Source organism: Streptomyces sp. NPDC007264 (assembly GCF_042869095.1).
In the GTDB taxonomy this organism is placed as follows: domain Bacteria; phylum Actinomycetota; class Actinomycetes; order Streptomycetales; family Streptomycetaceae; genus Streptomyces.
In genome coordinates this window covers 185681-212241 of sequence record NZ_JBIAFD010000005.1, presented here as the reverse complement: position 1 = coordinate 212241, position 26561 = coordinate 185681, and the positions used below count along the sequence as shown (strand labels likewise).

General features: G+C 73.1%; 24 protein-coding genes. 18 read left to right on the top strand and 6 right to left on the bottom strand.

Annotation, left to right across the window (positions count from 1 at the left end; translation table 11 throughout):
• The first annotated feature begins 19 nt into the window (after nt 1-19).
• From ACFYMU_RS10355 to ACFYMU_RS10330, 6 genes are all read left to right on the top strand, one after another.
• Entirely contained in the window at nt 20-1162 is a 1143-nt protein-coding gene (locus tag ACFYMU_RS10355; RefSeq protein WP_388370822.1) for an ATP-binding protein, read from the top strand.
• Between the two features lie 205 nt (nt 1163-1367).
• Nucleotides 1368-2492: a phenylalanine--tRNA ligase subunit alpha gene (gene pheS / locus ACFYMU_RS10350; RefSeq protein WP_388370820.1), complete on the top strand. Its 1125-nt coding sequence runs from the start codon at nt 1368-1370 to the stop codon at nt 2490-2492.
• Nucleotides 2492-5002, top strand: coding sequence for a phenylalanine--tRNA ligase subunit beta (gene pheT, locus ACFYMU_RS10345; RefSeq protein WP_388370817.1), 2511 nt, complete (start codon nt 2492-2494; stop codon nt 5000-5002). Before pheS ends, pheT begins: the two co-directional genes overlap by 1 nt.
• 560 nt (nt 5003-5562) lie before the next feature.
• Complete coding sequence (locus tag ACFYMU_RS10340) at nt 5563-6543, top strand: PP2C family protein-serine/threonine phosphatase (RefSeq protein ID WP_388370814.1); 981 nt, start codon at nt 5563-5565, stop codon at nt 6541-6543.
• Nucleotides 6544-6818: 275 nt separating this feature from the next.
• Nucleotides 6819-8159 carry a transcriptional regulator gene (locus ACFYMU_RS10335; protein WP_388370811.1) on the top strand — a complete coding sequence of 447 codons (1341 nt, stop codon included), beginning with the start codon at nt 6819-6821 and terminating at the stop codon, nt 8157-8159.
• Nucleotides 8160-8244: 85 nt separating this feature from the next.
• Nucleotides 8245-8790 (top strand): NUDIX hydrolase, encoded by a 546-nt coding sequence (locus ACFYMU_RS10330; RefSeq protein WP_388370809.1) that lies wholly within the window; start codon nt 8245-8247, stop codon nt 8788-8790.
• Between the two features lie 29 nt (nt 8791-8819).
• Here ACFYMU_RS10330 and ACFYMU_RS10325 read toward each other — a convergent pair whose 3' ends face one another.
• A complete protein-coding gene (locus ACFYMU_RS10325; protein WP_388370806.1) occupies nt 8820-9077 on the bottom strand; it encodes a hypothetical protein in 258 nt (85 codons plus the stop codon).
• A gap of 189 nt (nt 9078-9266) precedes the next feature.
• Nucleotides 9267-10127 (bottom strand): 3-hydroxybutyryl-CoA dehydrogenase, encoded by an 861-nt coding sequence (locus ACFYMU_RS10320; protein ID WP_388370803.1) that lies wholly within the window; start codon nt 10125-10127, stop codon nt 9267-9269.
• A gap of 221 nt (nt 10128-10348) precedes the next feature.
• Between ACFYMU_RS10320 and ACFYMU_RS10315 the strand changes: the two genes are divergently transcribed.
• Complete coding sequence (locus ACFYMU_RS10315) at nt 10349-11569, top strand: glycoside hydrolase family 10 protein (protein ID WP_388370800.1); 1221 nt, start codon at nt 10349-10351, stop codon at nt 11567-11569.
• Nucleotides 11570-11573: 4 nt separating this feature from the next.
• Here ACFYMU_RS10315 and ACFYMU_RS10310 read toward each other — a convergent pair whose 3' ends face one another.
• Nucleotides 11574-11777 (bottom strand): DUF1918 domain-containing protein, encoded by a 204-nt coding sequence (locus tag ACFYMU_RS10310; RefSeq protein ID WP_388370797.1) that lies wholly within the window; start codon nt 11775-11777, stop codon nt 11574-11576.
• Nucleotides 11778-11871: 94 nt separating this feature from the next.
• Nucleotides 11872-12795: a DMT family transporter gene (locus tag ACFYMU_RS10305; protein ID WP_388370794.1), complete on the bottom strand. Its 924-nt coding sequence runs from the start codon at nt 12793-12795 to the stop codon at nt 11872-11874.
• Between ACFYMU_RS10305 and ACFYMU_RS10300 the strand changes: the two genes are divergently transcribed.
• From ACFYMU_RS10300 to ACFYMU_RS10290, 3 genes are all read left to right on the top strand, one after another.
• Nucleotides 12794-14236, top strand: a complete 1443-nt coding sequence (locus ACFYMU_RS10300) for a PLP-dependent aminotransferase family protein (protein ID WP_388370791.1) — start codon at nt 12794-12796, stop codon at nt 14234-14236. The genes ACFYMU_RS10305 and ACFYMU_RS10300 overlap by 2 nt on opposite strands.
• Before the next feature lie 99 nt (nt 14237-14335).
• The gene (locus tag ACFYMU_RS10295; RefSeq protein WP_388370789.1) at nt 14336-14821 is read left to right on the top strand and encodes a GNAT family N-acetyltransferase; all 486 of its coding nucleotides are present in this window, start codon (nt 14336-14338) and stop codon (nt 14819-14821) included.
• A 45-nt stretch (nt 14822-14866) separates the two neighbouring features.
• On the top strand, nt 14867-15445 hold the full coding sequence (locus ACFYMU_RS10290) for a histidine phosphatase family protein (protein ID WP_388370786.1): 579 nt from the start codon (nt 14867-14869) through the stop codon (nt 15443-15445).
• 4 nt (nt 15446-15449) lie between these two features.
• On the opposite strand, the gene ACFYMU_RS10285 is transcribed toward ACFYMU_RS10290, so the two are convergent.
• Nucleotides 15450-15899, bottom strand: coding sequence for a DUF6314 family protein (locus ACFYMU_RS10285; protein WP_388370783.1), 450 nt, complete (start codon nt 15897-15899; stop codon nt 15450-15452).
• 379 nt (nt 15900-16278) lie between these two features.
• On the opposite strand from ACFYMU_RS10285, the gene ACFYMU_RS10280 reads away from it, so the two are divergent.
• From ACFYMU_RS10280 to ACFYMU_RS10270, 3 genes are read left to right on the top strand one after another with little or no spacing between them, the layout of a single operon-like run.
• Nucleotides 16279-18927, top strand: coding sequence for a YfhO family protein (locus ACFYMU_RS10280; RefSeq protein WP_388370780.1), 2649 nt, complete (start codon nt 16279-16281; stop codon nt 18925-18927).
• A 22-nt stretch (nt 18928-18949) separates the two neighbouring features.
• On the top strand, nt 18950-19927 hold the full coding sequence (locus ACFYMU_RS10275) for a glycosyltransferase family 2 protein (protein ID WP_388370777.1): 978 nt from the start codon (nt 18950-18952) through the stop codon (nt 19925-19927).
• Nucleotides 19927-20376 carry a GtrA family protein gene (locus tag ACFYMU_RS10270; protein WP_388370775.1) on the top strand — a complete coding sequence of 150 codons (450 nt, stop codon included), beginning with the start codon at nt 19927-19929 and terminating at the stop codon, nt 20374-20376. The genes ACFYMU_RS10275 and ACFYMU_RS10270 overlap by 1 nt, the downstream gene beginning before the upstream one ends.
• Here ACFYMU_RS10270 and ACFYMU_RS10265 read toward each other — a convergent pair.
• Entirely contained in the window at nt 20345-21217 is an 873-nt protein-coding gene (locus ACFYMU_RS10265) for a universal stress protein (protein WP_388370772.1), read from the bottom strand. The genes ACFYMU_RS10270 and ACFYMU_RS10265 overlap by 32 nt on opposite strands.
• 153 nt (nt 21218-21370) lie before the next feature.
• On the opposite strand from ACFYMU_RS10265, the gene argC reads away from it, so the two are divergent.
• From argC to ACFYMU_RS10240, 5 genes are all read left to right on the top strand, one after another.
• Nucleotides 21371-22399, top strand: a complete 1029-nt coding sequence (argC, locus tag ACFYMU_RS10260) for an N-acetyl-gamma-glutamyl-phosphate reductase (RefSeq protein WP_388370770.1) — start codon at nt 21371-21373, stop codon at nt 22397-22399.
• Nucleotides 22396-23547 carry a bifunctional glutamate N-acetyltransferase/amino-acid acetyltransferase ArgJ gene (argJ, locus tag ACFYMU_RS10255; RefSeq protein WP_388370767.1) on the top strand — a complete coding sequence of 384 codons (1152 nt, stop codon included), beginning with the start codon at nt 22396-22398 and terminating at the stop codon, nt 23545-23547. Before argC ends, argJ begins: the two co-directional genes overlap by 4 nt.
• 163 nt (nt 23548-23710) lie before the next feature.
• Nucleotides 23711-24658 (top strand): acetylglutamate kinase, encoded by a 948-nt coding sequence (gene argB, locus ACFYMU_RS10250; protein ID WP_388370765.1) that lies wholly within the window; start codon nt 23711-23713, stop codon nt 24656-24658.
• Complete coding sequence (locus ACFYMU_RS10245; RefSeq protein WP_388370763.1) at nt 24655-25866, top strand: acetylornithine transaminase; 1212 nt, start codon at nt 24655-24657, stop codon at nt 25864-25866. The genes argB and ACFYMU_RS10245 overlap by 4 nt, the downstream gene beginning before the upstream one ends.
• A 7-nt stretch (nt 25867-25873) precedes the next feature.
• Complete coding sequence (locus tag ACFYMU_RS10240; RefSeq protein WP_388370760.1) at nt 25874-26410, top strand: arginine repressor; 537 nt, start codon at nt 25874-25876, stop codon at nt 26408-26410.
• Nucleotides 26411-26561: the final 151 nt, after the last annotated feature.

Genomic DNA, 26561 nt, shown 5'->3' with positions numbered 1-26561 from the left:
GGAGAGATGGGGTACGGGGATGATCGGCACGAGCAGAGCACCGGGGGCATGGGACGCGCAGCGCGCGTCCGCGCCCCCGTGCGGCGATCTCGCCGAGCTGGGCATCGACCCCGACGATCTCCCCGACGGACTTGTGATCGCCGACGAGCACGCCCGGGTGATCTGCTTCAACGCCGCGGCCGCCCGCATCACCGCCGTCCCGGCCGCCGACGCCCTCGGCCGGCGCCTGGAGCACGTCCTGCCGTTAGAGGACCTCGAGGGGCGGCGCTGGTGGCAGCTGACCGACCCCTACGGCGGGCTCGCGATCCGGGTGGGGCAGCCCGAGCGCAATCTGCTGCTGCCCGGTGGCCGGGAGGTCCTGGTCTCGGCGCGGTACGTCCGCACGCACCCCACGGGCCCGATCCGCCGCGTCGTGGTCTCGCTCCGCGACACCGAGGCGCGGCGCCGCACCGAGCGCAGCCACGCCGAGCTGATCGCCACGGTCGCCCACGAACTGCGCTCGCCCCTCACCTCCGTCAAGGGCTTCACCGCCACCCTGCTGGCCAAGTGGGCACGCTTCACCGACGACCAGAAGCGGCTGATGCTGGAGACCGTCGACGCCGACGCGAACCGGGTCACCCGGCTCATCGCCGAGCTGCTCGACATCTCCCGCATCGACTCCGGACGGCTGGAGGTGCGCCGCCAGCCCGTCGACATGGGCGCGGCGGTCGGCCGGCACATCCAGGCGTACGTGGCCGCGGGCCAGCCCGCCGACCGTTTCCTGCTGCGCGTCGAGCAGCCCCTGCCCGCGCTCTGGGCCGACCCCGACAAGATCGACCAGGTGCTCGGCAACCTCCTGGAAAATGCCGTGCGCCACGGCGAGGGAACTGTCACGATCGACATCACGCCCTCGGCGTCCCCGCGCGACGGGGAGGAGGAGGGGAACACCGCCACCTCGGTCACGGTGAGTGACGAGGGTCCCGGCATCCCGGAGGAGTCCATGAACCGCGTCTTCACCCGCTTCTGGCGGGGCAGCAAGCGCGGCGGCACGGGCCTCGGGCTGTACATCGTCAAGGGCATCGTCGAGGCCCACGGGGGCACCATCACGGTCGGCCGCGCCCGCGGCGGCGGGGCCGAGTTCCGATTTACGCTGCCCGTGGGCACCCCGGCGTATCTCCAGTAGCCGCCGCGCGGGGTCCACGGGCTCCTCCGCGTCCCGGGAGCACCGGCCGGCCGCATATGGACACCCGGTCCGGTAGCCGCTCCCACCCCGTTAGACTCGGCCTTTGGCACCTTTGCGTCCCGAAGTCGGCGACGATTTGTCATCGGACCAGTGTCAGGACCAGTGACGGGGACCTTCAGCCAGCCAATCGGAAGCACGGGAAAAGATGTCGGCACCCAATAAGTCGTACGACCCTGTCGAGGTCGAGGCCTTGAAACCGGAAGAGATCGAGCGCATGCGGGACGAGGCGCTCGCCGCCTTCGCTGCCGCGGACTCCCTCGACGCGCTCCACGAGACCAAGGTCGCCCACACCGGCCCGGCCTCGCCGCTGGCCCTCGCCAACCGCGAGATCGGCGCCCTGCCCCCACATGCCAAGGCCGATGCCGGCAAGCGTGTCGGCATGGCCCGCGGCGCGGTGAACAAGGCTCTCGCCGCCCGCCAGGCCGAGCTGGAGGCCGAGCGGGACGCGCGCGTGCTGGTCGAGGAGTCGGTGGACGTCACGCTGCCCTACGACCGCGTGCCGGCCGGCGCCCGGCACCCGCTGACCACGATGATGGAGCGGGTCGCGGACGTCTTCGTGTCCATGGGCTACGAGGTCGCCGAGGGCCCCGAGGTCGAGGCGGAGTGGTTCAACTTCGACGCGCTGAACTTCACCCCCGACCACCCGGCCCGGCAGATGCAGGACACCTTCTTCGTCGAGGGCCCGAAGGGCGATCACGGCGAGTCGGGCGTCATCCTGCGCACCCACACCTCACCCGTCCAGGCCCGCGCCCTGCTCGACCGCGAGCTGCCCGTCTACATCGTCTGCCCCGGCCGCGTGTACCGCACCGACGAGCTGGACGCCACGCACACCCCGGTCTTCCACCAGATCGAGCTGCTCGCCGTCGACGAGGGCCTGACCATGGCCGACCTCAAGGGCACCCTGGACCACATGGTCCAGTCGCTGTTCGGGCCGGAGATGAAGACCCGGCTGCGGCCGAACTACTTCCCCTTCACCGAGCCGTCCGCCGAGATGGACATGCTCTGCTACGTCTGCAAGGGCGAGTCCGTCGGCAACCCGGACCGGCCCTGTCGCACCTGCTCCAGCGAGGGCTGGATCGAGCTCGGCGGCTGCGGCATGGTCAACCCGCGGGTGCTGGTCGCCTGCGGCGTCGACCCGGAGAAGTACAGCGGCTTCGCCTTCGGGTTCGGCATCGAACGGATGCTGATGTTCCGCCACAACGTCGAAGACATGCGAGACATGGTCGAGGGTGACGTCCGTTTCACCCGGCCGTTCGGGATGGAGATCTGATGCGGGTCCCGCTTTCCTGGCTGCGGGAGTACGTCGACCTGCCGGCGACTCAGACCGGGCGCGACGTCCAGGCCAAGCTCATCTCGGTCGGTCTCGAGGTCGAGACCGTCGAGCAGCTCGGCGCCGACCTCAAGGGCCCCCTGGTCGTCGGCCAGGTGCTGTCCATCGAGGAGCTGGAGGGCTTCAAGAAGCCGATCCGGTTCTGCACGGTCGACGTCGGGCAGGCCAACGGTACGGGTCAGCCGCAGGAGATCGTGTGCGGCGCCCGCAACTTCTCCGTCGGCGACAAGGTCGTCGTGGTGCTGCCGGGCGCCGTGCTGCCCGGCGGTTTCGCGATCTCCGCGCGCAAGACCTACGGCAAGACCTCGCACGGCATGATCTGCTCCACCGACGAGCTCGGCATGGGCGACGACGGCTCCCACGGCATCATCGTCCTGCCGCCCGAGCACGAGGCCGGCACCGACGCGATCGAGCTGCTCGAACTGGTCGACGAGGTGCTCGACATCGCGGTCACCCCCGACCGCGGCTACTGCCTCTCGCTGCGCGGCATCGCCCGCGAGACCGCCACCGCCTACGGCCTGCCGCTGCGCGACCCGGCCCTGCTCGACGTCCCGACGCCGAACGCGTTCGGCTACCCGGTGCAGGTCTCCGAGCCGCAGGGCTGCGACCGCTTCACCGCCCGCACGGTCACCGGCCTCGACCCGGAGGTACGCTCCCCGATCTGGCTCCGGCGCCGACTGCAGAAGGCGGGCATGCGCCCCATCTCGCTGGCCGTCGACATCACCAACTACGTGATGCTGGAGCTGGGCCAGCCCCTGCACGCCTACGACCGCTCCAGCCTCCAGGGGACGATCGGCGTGCGCCGGGGCCGGCCGGGGGAGAAGCTGGAGACCCTCGACGGCGTCACGCGCACCCTGGACGCCGAGGACCTGGTGATCACCGACGACCGCGGTCCCATCGGCCTGGCGGGCGTCATGGGCGGCGCCGACACCGAGATCGCCGACACCGACCACGAGGCCGGAGCCACCACCGACGTCGTGATCGAGGCGGCCCACTTCGACGCGATCTCGATCGCGCGCACGGCCCGCCGCCACAAGCTGTCCTCGGAGGCGTCCCGCCGCTTCGAGCGCGGCGTCGACCCGCTGGCCGCGTCCGCCGCCGCCCAGCGCACCGTCGATCTGCTGGTGCTCCTCGCGGGCGGCACCGCCGACGCCGGCGTCACCGAGGTGATCGCGGCGTCCGTGCCGCGCACCATCACCGTCCCGGCCGACCACCCGGACCGGGTCGCGGGCGTCTCCTACGGCCGCGAGACCGTCGTGCGCAGGCTCCAGGAGGTCGGCTGCGACGTCTTGGGGCAGGACGAGCTGATCGTCACCGTCCCGTCCTGGCGGCCCGACCTGACCGACCCGAACGACCTCGCCGAGGAGGTCGTCCGGCTGGAGGGCTACGAGAACCTGCCCTCCACGCTGCCCCGGCCGCCGGCCGGGCTCGGCCTGACCGACCGGCAGCGGCAGCACCGCCGCGTGGGCCGGGCGCTGGCCGGCGCCGGCTTTGTCGAGGCGCTGAACTACCCGTTCATCGGGGAGCAGGTCTTCGACCAGCTCGGCCTGGCCGCCGACGACCCGAACCGCGCGGTCGTCAAGCTGGTCAACCCCCTCTCCGACGAGGAGCCCGCGCTCCGCACCACGCTGCTCCCCGGCCTGCTGGGCGCGCTGCGCCGCAATGTCGGCCGCGGTGCGCACGACCTGGCGCTCTTCGAGACCGGGCTGGTCTTCCACCCGCGCGAGGAGCGGCGCGTCGCGGAGCGCCTGCCCGTCGACCGCCGCCCGGCCGACGAGGAGATCGCCTCCCTCACGGCCGCGCTCCCCGAGCAGCCGCGGCATGCGGCCGCCGTCCTGGCGGGCGCCCGGGAGCAGGCCGGCTGGTGGGGCAAGGGCCGCCCCGCCGACTGGGCGGACGCCGTCGAGGCGGCGCGCGTCGTCGCCCGCGAGATCGGGGCGGACCTGATCGTCCGCCGGGGCCAGTACGGACCGTGGCACCCCGGCCGCTGTGCCGAGCTGGCCGTGGTGGCCGACGGCGGCGAGCGGGTCGTCGGGTACGCCGGCGAACTGCACCCCGGCGTCCTGAAGTCCATGGGCCTGCCCGCCCGCAGCTGCGCGATGGAGCTGAACCTGGACGTGCTGGAGGAGGCGAGCGCCGGCCTGGTCAAGAGCCCGCGGATCTCCACCTTCCCGGTGGCGACCCAGGACGTCGCGCTGGTCGTCGACCGGAGCGTGCCGCACACGGACGTCGAGGCCGCGCTGCGCGAGGGCGTGGGCGAACTGCTGGAGTCCATCCGGCTGTTCGACGTCTACGAGGGCGAGCAAGTGGGCGAGGGCAAGAAGTCGCTGGCCTACGCACTGCGCTTCCGCGCCCCCGACCGGACCCTGACCGTCGACGAGGCGTCCTCGGCCCGCGACGCGGCCGTCGCGCTGGCGGGCGAACGCACCGGCGCGGTGCTGCGGAGCTAGCGCCCCAACAGGCGACGTTCGGCCCGTCGCGACGCCCGGCGCGCTCCCCCAAGCTCTTCGAGCAGGGGGACCCCCACGCGCCGCACCGGGTGCAAGGCCACGTACATCCAGTACGAGGGCCTGCACCCGGCGCGCACTCTGCCCGGGGAGCCGGCCCTTCCAGGGGCGGGGAAACCGCCGGGTGCCGGCCGGCCGCGGTTCGTCCGTGGCCGGCCGCGCCGTGTCCCGCGGCCCCGGCGGGCTGCCCTCGGGCCGCTCCACCGGCGATCTCACTCATTCGGGTGGCAAGTCCGGCTGATCAAGGCCGATCCGGGCACGCGGTGGACAGAATCGGACCGGCCCAGGGGTGGGGACATGGCGCTCCACGGGTCGCTTCTGCGCAGTCAGGGCTCTCATGGGGGGCCGATCGCATGATCCGAACCAAGGCTGGGTCTCCTCGCAGATCACGGCCCCGAGCACATCCCCGCGGGCGGTTCACGGCCGCCGTCGCCCTCGGCGTCGCGCGTCCCCGCAGGGACCACCGGCGCCTCCGGCGCGCGCTGGCGATCAGCCTGCCCGCCGTGTGGGGGGCGACCGCGATCTCGTACAAGCTGGCCTGCCCGCTCGCCCAGCAGAACGGGTTGGGCGCGCGGGTCGCCACCAGCGCGGTGTTCTTCGCGGTGGGCACCGGGCTGCTCCTCCACGTCCGACGGGTGTTCCTGCGGGAGCTCCGACAGGCCCGCAGGGTCGCGGGCGCCGCCCAGAACGTGCTGCTGCGTCCGCTGCCGCCGCGGATCGGCGGCCTGAACGTCGCCGCCGCCCGGCTCTCCGCGGACCGCGGGGCGACGGTCGGCGGCGATCTGTACGAGGTCATCGCCACCGAGTACGGCGTCCGTGTCGTGATGGGCGATGTGCGCGGACACGGGCTCGGGGCGCTCGCCACCGTCGCCGCCGTCCTCGGCAGCTTCCGCGAGGCCGTGCACGACGAGCCCGAACTGGACCGGGTGCTGCACCGGCTGGAGCGGGCGCTGGCCCGGCACCTGCGGGAGCGGGCCCGGGCGGAACACCCCTCCTCCGGCAGGGAGCCCGACAGCCCGGTCGCCGAGGACTTCGTGACGCTGCTGCTCCTGGAGATCGGCCGCGACGGGGAACTGCGCGCCCTGAACTGCGGCCACCCGTGGCCGTATCTGCTCGCGCCGGGCCGCATCGAGCCGCTGGCCCGTGCCGAACCGCTGCCTCCGCTGGGTCCCTTTCCGCTCCCCGACGACCTGCCCGCCGTCGACTGCGGCCGGCTGCTGCCCGGGCGGGCGCTGTTCCTGCACACCGACGGCGCCGAGGACGCCCGCGACGTCCGCGGCCGGTTCTTCGCCCTGCCCGCGACGCTCGCCGACGCCGTCCGCGACCGCCACGTCGTCGTACCGCAGACGGTGCTGCGGACCGTCTTCACCGGACTCCTGCGCCACACCGGTGGCCGCCTCACCGACGACGTGGCCCTGCTGGTCCTGTGCAACGACCGTCTGGCCCGACGCACCTCGCTGACCCGGGCCGACACCGTGACGTGAGCGGTCAGCGGGTGTTCTGCGGGCGCGGGAGCACGCGTCGTCCGCCCCGCCGCGGAGTGTCGGGCGGGCGGCGGGGCGGACGACGCTGCAGCGGGCCGCCGTACTGTACGAGGGGGAGCCGGCGGCCCGGCCGGCCTCTTTACGAGGTGTCCCAGTCAATCGGCCGGGAACTCTGCGCAACAGCGCGCGTACGGGCCGGATTCGGGCACTCCGTTCACACCCCGTGTGAATCCGGACGCACTAGGCTGTCCGCACCGAGCCACCGGGGGGCACCCATGCAGCCCAACACACTGCTCGACGCGATCCTGGACGAGGCCGGGATCTCCCACGCCGGACTCGCGGCGCACGTCAACCAGGCGGGGCGGGCGCGCGGTCTCGTACTCCGGTACGAACACACGGCCGTGGCACGGTGGTTGAAGGGGCAGCGCCCGCGCGGCCAGGTACCCGATCTGATCTGCGAGGTGCTCGCCGCCCGGCTGCACCGCCCGGTGACCCTCGACGACATCGGCCTCGGCGTGCCCGGAGAGCCCTCCGCCCCGCACGGCTCCAACCTGTCCGGCTTCGTCGAACGGGCCACCGCCCTGTGGCGCTCCGACGAGCAGCAGCGCCCCCACGTCCTGGGCGCCCCCGCCGTCACCGGCACGCCCGCCGTGATGCCCGTGTGGGAATGGGAGAACCCGCCCGAGGACGTGGACGTCTCGCGCGGCGGACGGCACCGGGTCACCCCGGCCGACATCGAGATGCTGCGCGCCGCCCGGGGCCACTACGAGCAGATGTACCGCAAGGCCGGCGGCATCGCGACCCGCAGTCGGATCGTCGGGTTCCTCAACGCCGAGACGGCACCGCTGCTGCGCGGCGGCTACACCGACGCGACGGGCCGTCAGCTCCACCGCGCCACCGGCGGCCTGGTGGCCGTGGCGGGCATCTGCGCGTACGACTCGGATGCCCACGGCCTGGCCCAGCGCTACTTCCACCAGGCGCTGCGCCTGGCGAAGGCCAGCGGGGACCGGGGACTGGGTGCGTATGTCATAGCCCTGCTGGTCAACCAGTCGCTGTTCATGAAGGAGTACCGGCAGGCCGTCGCCTTCGCCGAGGCCGCGCTGCGCGCCGCGGGCAGGGACATCACCCCGGCACTCGCCTCCGACCTGTACGCGATGCAGGCGAAGGCGTACGCCCACCTCGGCGACGCCGCCGGCGCGCTGTCCTGCATCCGGCGGGCCGAGTCGGCCGCCGCACGCATCCGGCGCGGCTGCGAACCCGACGAGACCGGCTATGTGCAGCCCGGACTCGTCAATGTCCAGGTCGCGGAGGCGCTGCTCAGCCTCGGCGATCTGGTGGCGGCGCGGGAGCACGCCGCGGCCGCCGTCGACACCCCGGCGCACGACCGCGGGCGGGTGCACCGGCTCGCCATCCTCAGCCAGATCGAGCTGCGTCAGGGGCATGCCGACAAGGCCGCGGCCACCGCGGTCGAGATGGCGGAGCGGGCGCGGGGGATGGAGTCCATGCGGCTGCGCGACAGACTGCGGGCGGTGCGCGAACACCTCGCACGCAGCGGCTGCCCGGGCACGGCCGAGGCGGCCGAACTCATCGACGGGGCCCTGCGCGTGCCGCTGTAGGCGGCGCCCCGCCCACTGCCGGGGCCTGCTGAGTGGACGCTCCTGCTGCGATATTGCCACTTACTCAGCGGAAGGTGGCAGAACCGTGCAGTGGACGAAACTGAACGAACAAACTGTGTATGCAAACCGCTGGTTCAGCGTCAATCTCGCCGATGTCGAACTGCCGGACGGCCGGCACCTCGACCACTTCCTGATACGGCTGCGGCCCGTCGCCGTGGCCACCGTCGTCAACGAGGCCAACGAGGTGCTGCTGCTGTGGCGGCACCGCTTCATCACCGACACCTGGGGGTGGGAACTCGCGGCGGGCGTCGTCGAGGACGGCGAGGACATCGCCGTGGCGGCGGCCCGCGAACTCGAGGAGGAGACCGGCTGGCGGCCGGGACCCCTGCGCCGTCTCATGAGCGTCGAGCCCTCCAACGGGCTCACCGACGCCCGGCACCACGTCTACTGGACCGACGAGGCCGAGTACGTCGGACACCCCGTGGACGACTTCGAGTCGGACCGTCGGGAATGGGTTCCCCTCAAGCTCGTCCCCGACATGGTCGTCCGCGGAGAGGTCCCGGCCGCCGGCATGGCGGCCGCGCTGCTCCTCCTGCACCATCTCAGGCTCGGGCAGGACGCCTTGCCCTGATCCCCCGTCCGCCGCCTGCGGGCCGGGGTCTAACGGCCCAGAACCTGCCAGACCGTCACGACGAGGGCGCCCACGGCCGTGAGGGCGGCGACCGCGGGCAGCGGCCAGCGCGTGTGTTCCAGCGCGACGACCCGCAGGCTCAGATCGTCGAGATCCTTGGCGGTCTGCTCGGCGCGGTGGCTGAGCAGCGCCAGCCCTCCCTCGACGCGGGCGTGTGCCACATCGAGGCGGCGGCGTAACTCCGCGACGTCTCCTTGGACCACGGGATGCTCGGGGTCGGCGGTCACGAGTCCGCTCCTTTCCGTAGTCGTCACATCCCTTGCATGCGCATGATGAGTCAACTCCCCTGGTCGGCACGTGGGGAGAGTGTGCGGCAGGCATATGCGGGTCCGGTCCGCACACGCCGTGTGAATGACACGGGCCCGGCACCGGAGATGGTGCCGGGCCCGTTCCGGAAGGGGAGCGACGGTCCGCGATCAGGCGTAGCTGTAGAAGCCGGAACCCGTCTTCCGGCCGAGTCGACCCGCCTCCACCATGCGCTGCAGCAGCGGGGGAGCGGCGTACAGGGGCTCCTTGTACTCCTCGTACATCGAGTCGGCGATCGAGACGATGGTGTCCAGGCCGATCAGGTCGGAGAGCCTCAGCGGACCCATCGGGTGGGCGCAGCCCATCTCCATGCCGTTGTCGATGTCCTCGCGTCCGGCGATGCCCGACTCGAACATCCGGATGGCGGACAGCAGATAGGGCACGAGCAGCGCGTTGACCACGAACCCCGAGCGGTCCTGGGCGTGGATGGCGTGCTTGCCGAGGACCTTCTCCGCGAACAGTTGCGCCCGGCCGACGGTGCCCTCGGAGGTGGTGAGCGCCGGGATCAGTTCGACCAGCTTCTGCACCGGGGCGGGGTTGAAGAAGTGGATGCCGACCACATGGTCGGGCCGCGAGGTGGCGACCGCGAGCTTCACCAGCGGGATCGAGGAGGTGTTGGAGGCGAGGATCGCGTCCGGACGGCTCACCACCTGGTCGAGCACCTGGAAGATCTCCGTCTTCACCTGCTCGTTCTCCACGACCGCCTCGATCACGAGGTCCCGGTCCGCGAACTCGCCGAGGTCCGTGGTGAAGGAGAGGCGCGCCAGCGTCGCCTCCCGCTCCTCCTCGGATATCTTCCCCCGTTCGGCCGCCCTGGAGAGGGAACCGAAGAGACGGGTACGGCCGATCTCCAGGGCCTCGCCCGTGGTCTCGGCGACCCTCACGTCCAGTCCGGCGCGGGCGCACACCTCGGCGATTCCCGCTCCCATCTGGCCACAGCCGACCACTCCGACGCGTTCGATGTCTGTCACATCGTGCCTTTCCGCTGATCTCGGGCCTGGTGAGGCGCCCTGTGGATCACCCGGGCTCCCCGGATCGCAGGACGCTCTCCGGCAGGTCCTCCGTGGTTCGGTGCCTGCTCCGATCGTGCACGTTACTCCGGATGGAGCGATGATCGATCGTCCGGGTCGGGCATGCTCTGGCGGGAGACGATCCGTGACCGCGCGGATCCGCAGCGTATGGGGATGAGCGCATGGGACGAGTGTCACGCCGGGCGTTCGCGGTGGCCGCGCTGTCGACCCTGGTGGCGGCGGGTGACGCCGCCGCCGTGCCGCGGGGCGCCCCGACGGGCGAGATGCGGGGGATGTGGCTGGCGACGGTGCTCCATCGCGACTGGCCCTCACGCCCCGGCGCGGCGGCCTCCGCCCAGCGCGCCGAGCTGTGCGCCCACCTGGACACGGCGGTGCGGCGCCGGCTGAACACCGTCTTCTTCCAGGTGCGCCCCTCGGCGGACGCGCTGTGGCCCTCACCGTACGAGCCCTGGTCCGAGTACCTCACCGGCACCCAGGGGGCGGACCCCGGCTGGGACCCGCTGGGCACGGCGGTGGAGGAGGCGCACGCGCGGGGACTGGAGCTGCACGCCTGGTTCAACCCCTACCGCATCGCCCTGCACGCCGACCCGGCCCGGCTGGCCGCCTCGCACCCCGTCCGCACGCACCGGGAGTGGGCCGTGGCCTACGGCGGCAAGCTCTACTACAACCCCGGACTGCCGCAGGTCCGCGCCTTCGTGCAGACCGCGGTCCTGGACGCCGTGCGCCGCTACCCGGTGGACGGCGTCCACTTCGACGACTACTTCTACCCGTACCCGGTCGCCGGCCGGTCCTTCGACGACGACGCGGCCTACGCGGCCCACGGCGGCGGCTTTCCGAGCCGGGCCGCCTGGCGCAGGAACAACATCGACCTGCTGGTGCGGGAGACCGCCGCCCGGATCCGGCAGCTGCGGCCCACCGCGCGCTTCGGGATCAGCCCGTTCGGGGTGTGGCGCAACGCCTCGACCGACTCCCGCGGCTCGCACACCCGGGCCGGGGTGCAGACCTATGACGACCTGTATGCGGACACCAGGACATGGGTGAGATCAGGGTGGCTGGACTACATCTGCCCGCAGATCTACTGGAACATCGGCTACACCGCGGCCGACTACGCCGAACTGGTCTCCTGGTGGGCCGGGGTCGCCCAGGGCACGTCCGTGCAGCTGTACGTGGGGGAGGCGCTGTACAAGGCCGGTGACCCGCAGCAGCCCGCCGCCTGGCAGGACCCGGCGGAACTGTCCCGGCACCTCACCCTCGCACAGCGGTACCCGCAGGTGCGTGGGCATGTCTTCTTCGCCGCCGAGGAGGTCGGCGCGGACCGGGTCGGCGCGATGGCGCGGGTGGTGGCCGACCACTACCGGCAGCCGGCCGTGCCCCCGCACTGAGCGGTCACCGGACCCGTCGGCCGGCCTTCTTGTGGCGGATCTCGGTGTCGGGCCCGGGCGAGCACACGCCCTCGTGCCCGTCCTCGAAGCGGACCCGGTAGGGCGGATTTCCCTCCTTGCCCATCACCTCGACGATCTCGCCGACCTTGTCGTGCTGGCCGACGATCCTGCCGTGCTGCACCAGCTTGTCGCCCACGGTTGCGCGCATCCGACGGGCCTCCTCGTCGCGTGCGGGGGAACGGAACGGGCCGCGGGGCCGCGGCCGGTGGTGCCGGTGGGCCGCTCCGTGCGCCCCGCCCGGGTCAGCCCCGCGCCCGCTGCGTGACCGCGATGCAGACCACGACCGCCACCGCCGTCAGGGGCGCGGCCGGAGCGAGGTGCTCACCGAGGAGCAGCACCGACCACACCAGTGTGAGCAGCGGCTGGGCCAGCTGCAACTGGCTGGCCTTCGGGACTCCGATCACCGCCATGCCCCGGTACCAGACGACGAGCCCGAAGATCTGCGACCCGGCCGCCACCCACAGCACCCCCGCCACGGCGTGCGCCGTGAGGTGGACCGGCTCGTGCGCCAGGGCCAGCAGCGCACCGGGCACCGTGAGCGGCAGGCACAGCACCACCGCCCAGCTCGCGACCTGCCAGCCGGGCATGACCCGCGCCAGCCGGCCGCCCTCGGTGTAGCCCGCGGCGCACACCAGCAGCGCGGCGAAGAGATAGGCGTCCGCACCGGTCAGCGTGCCACCGCTCTGCCGCACCGTGAAGGCGACGACGGCGGCGGCCCCCGCGAGGGCGGCGAGCCAGAAGGCGCGGGACGGGCGGGCGCCCGTGCGCAGGGCCGAGAGCACGGCCGTGGTGAGCGGCAGCAGCCCGACGACCACGGCGGCGTGGGCGGTGGTCGAGGTCTGCAGGGCGAGGGTGGTCAGCAGCGGGAACCCCAGCACGACCCCGGCCGCGACGACGGCGAGACCCGCCCGGTGCGGCCGTGCGGGCACGGGCACGCGGAGGGCCAGCAGACACACGGCGGCGATGACGGCGGCCAGCACGCTGCGCACCGCGACCAGCGACCAGGGGCCGAACCCCTCCAGACCCCACGCGGTGGCGGGAAACGTGAGGGAGAAGGCGACGACCCCGAGGGCGGCCTGGACGATGCCGTACTTGCGTCCGCGAGGGCCCCCGTTCACGGTGACCGCTATCGGCGCCGATGCAGTAGCGCTATTCTCTACTCTCATGCATGAGCGTAGCAGTGTCGGTGAACTGGTGAACCACCTGCGATCGGAGCTCAACCGCTACTCTCCGGGCGAGAAGCTTCCGTCGAGCCGCGCACTCGTCGAGCGGTTCCGGGTGAGCCCGGTGACCGTGTCGCGGGCACTGGCGCGACTGGCCGCCGAGGGACTCGTGGTCACGCGGCCCGGAGCGGGCGCGTTCCGTGCCGAGCCGCGCACGGCGGCACCGGCGGTGGGGGACACCGGCTGGCAGGAGGTCGCGCTGAGCGCGGACGCCGCCACCGATGCCGTGCCGCGAAGCGTCGACGCCTCGGGCGTGCTGGCCTCCCTGGCCGCTCCGCCACCCGGCGTCGTCGAGTTCAACGGCGGTTATCTGCACCCGTCGCTGCAGCCCGAGCGCGCGATGGGCGAGGCGCTGTCCCGGGCCGGGCGGCGGCCCGGCGTCTGGGGGAGGCCGCCCGTCGAGGGGATCCCCGAGCTGCGCGAGTGGTTCGCGCGGGGCATCGGCGGCGCGACCACCGCGGCGGAGGTGCTGGTCTCGGCCGGCGGCCAGTCCGCGCTGACCACCGCGCTCAGGGCACTGGCACCGCCGGGCGCCCCGGTCCTGGTCGAGTCCCCCACGTATCCGGGCATGCTGGCGATCGCCCGTGCGGCGGGACTACGGCCCTTGCCCGTGCCGGTCGACGCCGACGGGGTGAAACCGGGCCTGCTCGCCGAGGCGTTCCGGGCGAGCGGCGCCCGTGTCCTCGTGTGCCAGCCGCTGTTCCAGAACCCCACCGGCGCCGTCCTCGCGCCCGGGCGGCGCCATGAGGTGCTGCGCATCGCCCGCGACGCCGGGGCGTTCGTGGTCGAGGACGACTTCGTACGGCGGCTGGCGCACGCGGACGCCGGACCGCTCCCGCCCCCGCTCGCCGCCGAGGATCCCGACGGCGTCGTCGTGCACGTCTGCTCGCTCACCAAGGCGACCTCGCCCAGTCTCCGGGTCGGCGCCCTGGCCGCACGCGGTCCGGTCCTGGAACGGCTGCGCGCCATCCAGATCGTCGACACCTTCTTCGTGCCGCGGCCCCTCCAGGAGGCCGCGCTGGAACTCGTCGGCTCACCTGCCTGGCCCCGCCATCTGCGGGCTCTCTCCACGGAGCTCAAGCACCGCCGCGACACCATGACCGCCGCACTCCGGCTGCACCTGCCCGAACTCGCCCTGCCGCACGTCCCGTCGGGCGGCTATCACCTCTGGCTGCGCCTGCCCGACGGCACCGACGAGTCCGCCCTCGTCTCCGGCGCCCTGCGGGCGGGTGTGGCGGTCACCCCCGGCCGCCCCTACTTCAGCGCCGAACCTCCCGCCGCCCATCTGCGGCTGAGCTTCGCGGCCGTCGCCGGGGAGGGGGAGATCGCGGAGGGCGTACGCCGTCTGCGGGCCGCCTGCGACGAGGCCGTCCGGGCCCGCTGAGCGGTCCGGCCGAGCGGTCCGCACGCGGCACACCCCGCCGCCCGCGCGGCCGTCGGAAACGGGTTCGACAGCATCGTCCCCGACTGCGAGCCCTGCGCCATGACCACTGCGCCACCCCTCCTCGACGGCTACGAGCTCTCCGCCGACACCGCCCGCATCGATGTCGACCGCACCCACCACTGGCTGTCCACGGACGCGTACTGGGCGCTGGACCGCCCCCGCGAGAAGCACCGGCGCGCTGTCGAGCGCTCCCTCGACTTCGGCGTGTACGAGACGGTTTCGGGCGACCAGGTGGCGTACGCGCGCGTGGTGACCGACGGGGAGCTCTTCGCCTGGCTCTGCGATGTGTACGTGGACCGGTCCGTGCGCGGCAAGGGCATCGGCACCGCACTGGTCGGCGCGGTCCGCGACCATCTCGCCCCGCTGGGGCTGCGCCGCATCCTGCTGGCCACGCACGACGCGCACGGGGTCTACGCGAAGCTCGGCTTCGAGCCGCTCGACAGACCGGACGACTGGACGGCGCTGCGGTACGACCGGGCGGCCCGGGCGGCGGGTGAGGTGCCGAACACCCTTGGTAACTCCTGAGTAACGCCTCTTGACCTGCACACATGTCCGGCTCACGATCGCGGCATGCCTTTTCGGGTCACATTCGTCGCCGCCGCGCGCAGTTCCTCGCTGCTCGCGGAGCGCTTCGAGGACGACCGGCCGCTGGACCAGGCGGGCTGGGACGAGGTGCAGCGGGCCGCCTGGGGGCTGGTGCCGCTGGCGGCGGCCGAGCTGCGCTACTGCTCCCCGACACCACGGAGCCGGGCGACCGGTGACGCGCTCGGGTACGCGCCGTTGGTGCAGCCGGCCCTGCGGGACTGCGACATGGGCCGCTGGCGCGGTCTCACGCTGGGGGAGGCGATGGCCCGGGAGCCCTCGGCGGTGGACGCCTGGCTCGCGGATCCACGCTCCGCGCCGCACGGCGGCGAGTCGCTCGTGTCGTTCGTCTCGCGGGTGGGCGGCTGGCTGGACACGCGTCCCGTGGACGACGGCAGCCGCATCGTCGCCGTGGCGGAGCCGTCGGTGGTACGGGCCGCGCTGGTGTACGCGCTGAGGGCGCAGCCGTCGTCGTACTGGAACATCGACGTGCGCCCCCTGTCGACGGTCTCGCTGGCCGGGCGGGGCGGGCGCTGGAACCTGCGTCTGGAACCCGACTCCCGGTAGCCCGTCAGGGCTCGCGCGTGTAGTCGGTCGTCAGGACCAGGTCCTTCGCGGGCCCGCCGACCCGCCACACGGTGCGCCAGTGGTCCTCGTCGTGCACCGTGAACTCGCCCCGGTAGAGGTCGGCGGCGCACGGGTGCTCGGCGACATGGTGCCCGCTGGTGAGGTCGAGGTCGTGGAAGAGGCGGCCGTCGGCGAACCGTACCCGGGCCGTGCCGGGCGGGTTCCCGGGCAGGAACCACAGGGTCCGCTCGGCGGGGCGCGGCGTGCCCTGCCAGACGGCGACGCCCGACTCGCGGTGCAGCAGCCCGTCGCCGCCGTCCTCCAGCGGCGTGAACACGGTCGTCCCGCTGAAGTGCCCCTCCTCGCCGCTCGCGAGGTCCCGCATGGTGCGCTCCGCGTGCCAGCGCCCGGCCAGATGGGCCAGCACGTCCTTCACCGGCCAGAACTCCTCCACCGCCACCCCTTCCCCGGCTTCGTCGGACGCGGTCGACCCTACGTCCGCCGGCGCTCCGGTGCGGCATGCGGCGGAGTCCGCGGCCCGGGCGGTCCGAGCGGAGTCCGGGGCCGATGCCGCGCCGGAATTCACCTGGAATTCACCTCCCCACTTTCCGGCGAGGACACAACCATCCGGAAGAAATACCTGTCTAAGTCGGCGAATAGAAGGCCGCGGGGAGTGACGCCCCCGGACGAGACGCCATACGTCCCAATTCCTCTGGGGGCCCGCCGAGAATGTTGTGCTCGACCCTGCCCGCGACCTATGTGCCGACCGGTCCTTCCTGCGGACGTGGCCTTGCTCACGGGAATGCGCGACGCCGGCCGGACAGGGGCCGGATGTGAGGACCGTGATCCGTCCGGAACCGAGGCGCGCCGCCGCCCTGCTCGCGGCGGCGGTCACCACCGCCGCGTTCTGTGCCGCCGACGCCGTGGCCCGCAGCTACCCCTTCGGCCCCCGCACCCGGAGCGTCAACGACCTGGGCAACCAGTACGTGCCGTTCCACGCGCACCTGTGGGACCTGCTGCACGGCAGAGCCGACGGCGGTCTCCTCGTCAACTGGCAGTCCGGGTTCGGCTCCAGCTTCCTCCCCGACCTCGGTACCTACCTCGGCAGCCCGTTCGCCCTGCTGGTCGCGGTGTTCCCGCGGGACGAGATCGACCTCGCCGTGTATGTGATCACCCTGCTGAAGACGGCGTCCGCGGGGGCCGCCATGGCCTGGCTGCTGTCCGTCCTGCGTCCCGGGCGATGGTGGGCGGCGGGACTGCTGGGCGTGTCCTACGCCCTGTGCGGCTGGAGCGTGGCGGACGCCGCGTACAACCCGATGTGGCTCGACGGCCTCCTCGCCCTTCCGCTGCTGTGCCTGGTCGGCGAGTGGACCCTGGCCGGGCGGCGCCAGGTCCTGGGGGTGCTGGTGGTGGCCGCCGCCTGGATCGCCAACTTCTACACGGCGTACATGGCCACGCTCGCCGCCTGCCTGGTCCTGCTGCTGCGGCTGTGGCTGGCCGGCCTCCCGCGGAGGCGGGCGCTCGCGGCGGCCGGCCGGGCCGGTGCGACCGTCGCCGTCGGCGTGGGCCTGGCCGCACCGCTGGTGGCGGTGGTCTACGCGGGCACCCGGCACGCCTACCCGGGCAGGGTCAGGCACTTCGTCCCGGTGGCGACGGAGGACCTGCTGGCCCGCCTGCTGCCCACCACCTACTCCTTCGGCACGCCGGCCGTGTACGTGGGCACCGCGGCGCTGCTGCTCGCCCTCGCCCTGCCCTTCCACCGGGCGGTGCCCCGGCGGGTGCGTGCGGGGTGGACCCTGCTGGTGGCCGGGGTGGCCCTGTCGATGCAGTGGGAGCCCACCCATCTGGTCTGGCACGCCTTCACGACGCCGCAGGGCAGCGCGTACCGCCAGGCGTTCGTCCTGTGCGCCCTGCTGGTGATCGCCGCGTGGCACTCGCTCTCCTACGGACCGCCCGGCCCGCGGGCGCTGTGTGCGGCGGCCGGGCTGCTCGCGCTGGTCGCCGCCGTCGCGAGCCGCAGCGATCTGGTGCGGCCCTTCGCCTGGCCGGTGCTGCTGCTCGCCGCCGCGGGCACGCTGGGCGGACTGGCCCTGCTCGGCCGCACGTCCGGCGGGCGGCCCGCGGGCAGCGGCCGCCGGGGCGCGCTGGCCGGGCTCGCCGCGGTGCTGCTCGTCGGCGCACAGCTCGGCGAGGCCACCGCCACGTCCGCCGTGGCCACCCGGCTGCGGCTCGCGCACATGGACGACTACGCCCCCTGGGGAGCGCGCCAGCAGCGGCAGGCCGAGGCGATCGCCGAAGCCGACGGCTGGCCCCGGTACCGCACCGAGCCGGGCCGGGAGCAGACCGTCGGCAACGATCCGCTGCTGGTCGGCGGCCAGGGCGCCCAGTACTACAGCAGCCTCACCTCCGACGTCCTCAGCCGCACGCTCACCGCGCTGGGTGACGGCTGGACCTCGCGCGGCCGGAACCTGCAGAGCCTGGACAACGCCGTCACGGACGCGATCTTCTCCGTCGGCGCCCGGGTGCACTCCCCGCCGGACCCCCACCAGAACTGGTTCCCGCAGGACGGCAGCGGGGTCACCGTGTCCCGCCAGGACGTTCCGCCCCTGGTCACGGTGCGCCCGTCCGCGGTCCCCGCCCGCACCGGCGACCTCGGCTTCGGGCCGTCGCCGTACCGCAACCAGGAACTCCTGCTGGGCACCCGCGTCTACACGGTGCCCCGCCTCACCGTGCGCACCGGTGCCGGGAAGGCGCCGGACCGCAGCGGCGACGAGCGGCCGGGCCTGCGCATCGGCGCGCCGCCCGCCGGGACGGCCGCACGCAGGCCCACGATCACGGCGCGCTGCCCGGCCGGCAGCGAGGTGTACCTGTGGGCGCCCCACTTCTCCGGCACCGCCCGGCTCGCCGGTGCCCCGGCCGACGGCCCGACCGGCCGCTTCAGGTCCGACCACCCCGTCACCAAGATCGCCGCCATGCAGCGGCTCGGGAGGGTCCCGGCCTCCGGCCGGCTCCGGATCGAGCTGTCGCCCGACCGCACGGGCGTCGTCCCGGACGGTGCGGTGGGCTGCCTGGACACCGCCCGGCTCCGGGCGGCCGTCGAGCGCCTGAAGGCCACCGGTGCCACCGAGGTGACCGTGTCCGACGGCACCGTCCGCGCCGCACTCCCGCCCGGCAGCACGGGGACCGCCGTCGTCGCGGTCCCCCGGATCGCCGGCTGGCGCTGCGCCACGGGCGACGCCCCCGCCGTGCCCGCGCGGGAGTACCACGGACTGGTCGCCGTGCCCCTCGACGGCTCCTCCACCAGCCTCACCTGCACGTTCCGTCCGCCCGGGCTGCGGCTGGGCACCGCCGTCGGGGCCGTCTCGCTGCTGGCGCTGATCCTGCTCGGCGCCCTCCCCGCCGCCCGCCGCCGCAGGGCCGCGGGCGGCCCCGTACCGCGCACGACCACACGACCGCGCGAGCGCCTGACCGATGCTCGCTGACCGCGCCCCCGGGGGACCAACCATGCTCATCTCGATCGTCGTGCCCTGCTACAACGAGGAAGACGTCATCGGGCGCTTCCACGACCAGGTCCGGGACGTCGCGGACGACCTGCTGCCGCTCGGCCACGACATGGAGTTCGTGTACGTCGACGACGGCAGCCGCGACCGGACCCTCGCCGCCCTCCAGCACCTGGCCGACCTGGACTCGCGCGTGCGGTACGTCTCCTTCAGCCGCAACTTCGGCAAGGAGGCGGCGCTGCTCGCCGGCCTGCGCCACGCCTCGGGCGACTGCGTGGTCGTCATGGACGCGGACCTGCAGCACCCGCCGGAACTGATCAAGCGCATGGTGGACCTGCACGCCCAGGGCCACGACCAGGTCATCGCCCGGCGCACCAGGAGCGGCGACCGCTTCACCCGCACCCTCACCGCCCGCCTCTACTACCGGCTCATCAACCGTCTCGTCGACGTGGAACTCGTGGACGGCGTCGGCGACTTCCGTCTGCTGTCCCGGCGCGTCGTGGACGCCGTGCTGGCCCTCACCGAGTACAACCGCTTCTCCAAGGGCCTGTTCGCGTGGGTGGGGTTCCCGAGCACCACCTTCGAGTACGAGAACGCCGTACGCGCGCACGGCCGCAGCTCGTGGACCTTCCGGAGCCTGCTCAACTACGGGCTCGACGGGCTGCTCTCCTTCAACAACAGGCCGCTGCGCGCCGCGGTGTACCTCGGTATGGGGCTGCTGCTGTGCGCGGGGCTGTACACGGTGTGGATCGTGGCCGCCGCGCTGGTCCACGGCGTGGACACGCCCGGCTACGTCACGATCATCACGGCCGTCACCGCCCTCGCCGGGGTGCAGATGATCATGCTGGGGGTCATCGGGGAGTACACCGGCCGCATCTACTACGAGGTCAAGGGGCGCCCGCACTTCCTGGTGAAGGCCACCAACGTGGAGCGGACGGAAGGCCGCGCGCCGCGCGGCACGAGGAAGGACCTGATTCCCTGATGCGTACGGCAAAGGCGCGGCCGATGGCACGGCAGATGCTCGTCTTCGCCGCGGTCGGCGTCATCAACACCATGACGTATTACGGACTTTACCTGTTGTTCCTCGCCCGTTTACCTTATCTCGCCGCGCATATTCTCGCATTCGCCGTGAGTATGACCGGTTCCTTTTTTCTCAACGCGCGGTTCACCTACCGTACACGGCCGACCTGGCGGAAATTCCTGCTCTTTCCGCTGACGAACGCCACCAATTTCGTGGTCACGACGGCGGGGGTGTACGCGGTCGTCGACGTGCTGCACGCCGGGAGCCGGCTCGCCCCGCTGCTCGCCTCCGCGGCGGCGATTCCCGTGACCTTCGTCGTCTCCCGCACGATCATGCTCGAACCGGCCCGCCGCGGCGGCGGCCCCGGCGGCGCACCGGCTACCGGCCGTGAGCGCGTGGGACGGCGATGAGCGGGCAGCGCGCGTGGTGCAGCAGGCCCTGACCGACCGAGCCCAGCAGCATGCCGGTGAAGCCGCCGTGCCCCCGGGTGCCCACGACCACGCCCAGGGCGTCCTCGGACGCCTTGGCGAGGACCTCCACCGGGTGGCCCGACAGGACCTCGTGCCGCAGGTCCACCTCGGGATGGTCGGCGGCGCGCCCGGAAACCGTCTCCGCCAGCAGCCGACGGCACTCCTGGACGGCCGCCTCGTCCGGAACCCCGAGCCAGGGGGCGTGCCACACCCACAGGGCCCGCAGGGTCGCGCCCCGCAGGGCGGCCTCCTCGATGGCGACGTCGACGGCGGCGGCGGACTCGGGGCTGCCGTCGACCCCGACCACGACGTACGGCGGCTGCCGGGCGGCGCGGCCCGACTCGGGGACCACCACGACGGGGCAGGGGGAGTGCGTGATGACCGGCAGGGCGACGGCGGCGGAGGTGAAGAGCTCCCGGCGGGCGTTCAGGTGCCAGGAACCGAGCACGACCTGTGCGGCGTGCCGCGCCTGTTCCTCCAGCACCCACGCCGGATGGCCTTCTGCCAGGAGCCCGGACACCCCCACTCGCGGATACCGGGACTCGACGAAGGCCACCGCCTCCCTCAGCGCCCGCTCACCCGTGGCGTGCAGGGACTCGTTCCACTCCTCCCAGGACGGCCGTCCGCCCGTGGGCCGGTGGCCGGGCGTCGGCAGGTTCTGCGCGAGGACCAGCAGCAGCGGCAGGCGCCGCCGGTCCGCCGCGTCGGCGGCCCAGGCGAGCGCCCCGCGCCGGGCGGGGTCGGGGTCGACGCCGACCACGATCGGTGTACGTCCTGGCACACCACCATGCTCGGACGGATCCCCGGGCGGCGCACCCGCACGTCCTCCGTGCCGGCGAGGCGCCGGGCCGGCCGGGCGGGCGGGGCCGCACCCAGCATGGATTGCATAAACGTGCAGCGAAACGTATAGTCATGCCATTCAGAGGGAGGTTCCATGACGGTACGTGCGGCGGTGGCCGGAGCGAGCGGATACGCGGGCGGAGAGCTCCTCCGGCTGCTCCTGGCGCACCCCGGGGTCGAGATCGGCGCCCTGACCGGGAACTCCAACGCCGGCCAGCGGCTGGGCGCGCTGCAACCGCATCTGCTGCCCCTCGCCGACCGTGTGCTGGAGGAGACCACCGCCGGGGTCCTGGCCGGGCACGACGTGGTCTTCCTCGCCCTGCCCCACGGACAGTCCGCCGCCGTCGCCGAGCAGCTCGGCCCCGATGTGCTCGTGATCGACATGGGTGCCGACTTCCGGCTGAAGGACGCCGCCGCCTGGGAGACGTTCTACGGTTCCCCGCACGCCGGGACCTGGCCCTACGGCCTCCCCGAACTGCCGGGCGCCCGCGCCGCGCTGGAGGGGTCCAAGCGCATCGCGGTGCCCGGTTGCTACCCGACCGCCGTCACGCTCGCGCTCTTCCCCGCGTACGCCGCCCATCTCGCCGAGAACGAGGCCGTGATCGTCGCCGCCTCCGGCACCTCCGGCGCCGGCAAGGCGCCCAAGGCGCATCTGCTCGGCAGCGAGGTCATGGGCTCCATGTCCCCGTACGGCGTCGGCGGCGTGCACCGGCACACCCCGGAGATGATCCAGAACCTCGGCGCGGTCGCCGGGCAGCCCGTCTCCGTCTCCTTCACGCCCACCCTCGCGCCGATGCCCCGAGGCATCCTGGCCACGTGCAGCGCGAAGGCCAGGCCCGGCGTCACCGCCGAGACCGTCCGCTCCGCGTACGAGAAGGCGTTCGCCGACGAGCCCTTCGTGCACCTGCTCCCCGAGGGACAGTGGCCCGCCACCGCGTCGGTCCACGGCTCCAACGCCGTCCAGGTGCAGGTCGCCCACGACGCCGCCGCGCACCGCATCATCGCGATCAGCGCCATCGACAACCTGGCCAAGGGCACCGCGGGCGGTGCCGTCCAGAGCATGAACATCGCTCTCGGGCTCCCCGAGGAGCTCGGACTTTCCACGATCGGAGTCGCACCGTGAGTGTCACGGCAGCACGAGGATTCCGGGCGGCGGGCATCGCCGCCGGGATCAAGCAGAACGGCAACCCGGACCTGGCCCTCGTGGTCAACGACGGGCCCCGCCGCGCCGCCGCGGGCGTCTTCACCTCCAACCGCGTCAAGGCCGCACCGGTGCTGTGGTCCGAGCAGGTCCTCACCACCGGCCGGCTCTCCGCGGTGGTCCTCAACTCCGGGGGCGCCAACGCCTGCACGGGACCCAAGGGTTTCCAGGACACCCACGCCACCGCCGAGAAGGCCGCAGGCGTCCTCGGCCTCGGCCCCATCGAGGTCGCGGTCTGCTCCACCGGCCTCATCGGCGTCCTGCTGCCCATGGACAAGCTGCTCCCGGGGATCGAGACGGCCGCCGCCCAGCTCTCCGAGCACGGCGGCGAGAAGGCCGCCATCGCCATCAAGACCACCGACACCGTCCACAAGACGTCCGTCGTGACCACGGACGGCTGGACCGTGGGCGGCATGGCCAAGGGGGCCGGCATGCTCGCGCCGGGCCTGGCCACCATGCTCGTCGTCCTCACCACCGACGCCGACGTCGACAGCGAGACGCTGGACCGGGCGCTGCGCGCCGCCACCAGGGTCACCTTCGACCGCGTCGACTCCGACGGCTGCATGTCCACCAACGACACCGTCCTGCTGCTCGCCTCGGGCTCCGCCGGCGTCACTCCCCCGTACGAGGAGTTCGCCGAGGCCGTGCGGGCCGTCTGCGCCGACCTCGCCCGGCAGCTCGTCGGCGACGCCGAGGGGGCCGGCAAGGACATCAGGATCGAGGTGGTCAACGCCGCGACCGAGGACGACGCCGTCGAGGTGGGCCGGTCCATCGCCCGCAACAACCTCCTCAAGTGCGCGATCCACGGCGAGGACCCCAACTGGGGCCGGGTGCTCTCCGCCATCGGCACCACGTCCGCCGCCTTCGAGCCCGACCGGCTGAGCGTCGCCATCAACGGCGTCTGGGTCTGCAAGAACGGCGCGGTCGGCGACGACCGGGACCTCGTCGACATGCGTTACCGCGAGGTCCACATCCTTGCGGACCTCGCGGCAGGCAACGAGTCTGCGACGATCTGGACCAACGACCTCACGGCCGACTACGTCCATGAGAACAGCGCCTACTCCTCTTGACGTGCCCGCTTGGCTGTCGCGGGTCCTCGTCGTCGCCGACGAGGGTTCCTGTTTCACAGGCGACCGCTCGCCCCGGACACGTCCGGTCACAAGTCTTATGTCGCCTCCGCAGGCCAACACCGCCCGCCCGGCGGCTGATCCGAGATCCTTCCGAAAGTCGGCTATGACGGTCAATCACTCAGAAGAGCGAAAGTCCTCGACCCGCAAGCACACCGCACAGCCCAAGGCCCAGATCCTCATCGAGGCGCTGCCCTGGCTGACCCGGCACCACGGCAAGACCGTCGTCATCAAGTTCGGCGGCAACGCCATGGTGGACGACGATCTGAAGGCCGCCTTCGCCCAGGACGTGGTCTTCCTGCGGCACGCCGGCCTCAGGCCCGTGGTCGTGCACGGCGGCGGTCCCCAGATCAGCGCCGCCCTCGACCGTCACGGCATCGTCAGCGAGTTCAAGGCGGGGCTGCGCGTCACCACCGAGGACGCCATGGACGTCGTCCGCATGGTGCTCGCCGGGCAGGTGCAGCGCGAGCTGGTCGGACTGCTCAACCGGCACGGGCCGCTCGCCGTCGGCCTGACCGGCGAGGACGCGCACACCATGACCGCCACCAAGCACCGGCCCGAGATCGACGGCGAGCTCGTCGACATCGGGCGGGTGGGCGAGATCACCGGGATCGACACCGGGGCGATCGAGGCCCTGCTCGCCGACGGCCGCATCCCGGTCGTCTCGTCGATCGCCCGGAGCCAGGACGACGGGCACGTCTACAACGTCAACGCCGACACGGCGGCCGCGGCCCTCGCCGCCGCACTGGGCGCCGAGACCCTCATGGTCCTCACGGACGTCGAGGGCCTGTACGAGGACTGGCCGAACAGCGACGAGGTGATCAGCCGCCTCACCGCCTCCCAGCTGGAGAAGCTGCTGCCGGATCTGTCCGCCGGCATGGTGCCGAAGATGGAGGGCTGTCTGCACGCCGTGCGCAACGGCGTGCACACCGCCCGCGTCATCGACGGCCGGGTCCAGCACGCGATCCTGCTGGAGATCTTCACCGACGAGGGCATCGGCACCATGGTCGTGCCCGACCGGGGCGACCGGGAGAACAAGGGGGACGCGGCATGACCGCAAACGAGGAGCTCACCCGGCGGTGGCAGGGCGCGCTCATGAACAACTACGGCACCCCGCGGCTGCCCCTCGTGCGGGGCGAGGGCGCCCGGCTGTGGGACGCCGACGGCACGGAGTACGTCGACTTCGTCGGCGGTATCGCCGTCAACGCGCTCGGCCACGCCCACCCGGCGGTCGTCGAGGCCGTCAGCCGGCAGGTCGCCTCCCTCGGCCACGTCTCCAACCTGTTCGTCGCCGAGCCGCCCGTCGCCCTCGCCGAGCGGCTGCTCCAGCTCTTCGGCCGGGAGGGCAGGGTCTACTTCTGCAACTCCGGGGCCGAGGCCAACGAGGGCGCCTTCAAGATCGGCCGGCTGACCGGACGCCCCCACATGGTCGCCACGGAGGGCGGCTTCCACGGCCGCACTATGGGCGCCCTCGCGCTCACCGGCCAGCCCGGCAAGCAGGCGCCGTTCCGGCCGCTGCCCGGCGATGTCACGCACGTCCCCTACGGCGACGCCCAGGCGCTGGCCGCCGCGGTGACGGAGGACACCGCGTTCGTCGTCATCGAGCCGATCCAGGGCGAGAACGGCGTGGTCGTGCCGCCCCCCGGATACCTGAAGGCGGCCCGTGCGATCACCGCAGCCACCGGGGCGCTGCTCGTCCTCGACGAGGTGCAGACCGGAATCGGCCGTACCGGGCACTGGTTCGAGTACCAGGCCCACGAGGGCGTGCTGCCGGACGTGGTCACGCTGGCCAAGGGCCTCGGCGGCGGCCTGCCGCTGGGCGCCACCGTCGCCTTCGGGCGGGCGGCCGACCTGCTCCGGCCGGGTCAGCACGGCACGACCTTCGGGGGGAACCCCGTCGCGTGCGCCGCCGGGCTCGCCGTCCTCGACACCATCGCGGCCGACGGTCTCCTGGAGAACGTGAAGCGGCAGAGCGAGAGGCTGCGGGACGGGATCGAGGGCGGGGGCGCCGGTTCCCGTCATCCGCTGATCGACCATGTCCGGGGCGCGGGCCTGCTCCTGGGTATCGTGCTCACCGAGCCGCTGGCGCAGCAGGTGCAGCAGGCGGCTCAGGACGCCGGCTTCCTGGTGAACGCGCCCGCCCCGAACGTCGTACGGCTCATGCCACCGCTGACCCTCGGCGACGACGAGGTGGAGGCGTTCCTCCGGGCGCTTCCCGGCGTCCTCGACGCAGTGCACGGGGACGGACGATCCGGAGAATGAGACGACGATGAGCCAGGCGCAGGACCACGAGCACGCGGGGCCCTCCCTGCCGCAGACCCGCACCGCACGCCACCGCCGGATCGTGGACATCCTCAACCGGCAACCGGTGCGCTCGCAGAGCCAGTTGGCGAAGCTCCTCGCCGACGACGGGCTGAGCGTCACCCAGGCGACGCTCTCCCGGGACCTGGACGAGCTGAACGCGGTGAAGATCCGCAACACCGACGGCGACCTGATCTACGCGGTACCGAGCGAGGGCGGCTTCCGCACCCCGCGCGCGCCGCTGGGCGGGTCGGCCAAGGAGGAACGGATGCGGCGCCTGTCCCAGGAGCTGCTGATCTCCGCGGAGGCGTCCGCCAATCTCGTGGTTCTGCGGACGCCGCCGGGTGCGGCGCAGTTCCTCGCCTCGGCCATCGACCAGGCGGAACTGCACGACATCCTCGGCACCATCGCCGGCGACGACACCCTGCTGCTGATCAGCCGTGATCCGAGCGGCGGCCAGGCTCTGGCGGACCATCTGCTGCGGCTGGCGCAGAACAGCCACTGAGCCGTGCCACGGGGCGTGTCGCGGCCCGCGACGGCGTGCGAGGGGGGGGGGGGGGGCCGGGGCCGGGGCCCCCCCCCCCCCCCCCCGGCCCCCGCGCGGGCCCCCCGCCCCCGCCCCCCCCCCCCCCCCCCCCCCCCCCCCCCCCCCCCGG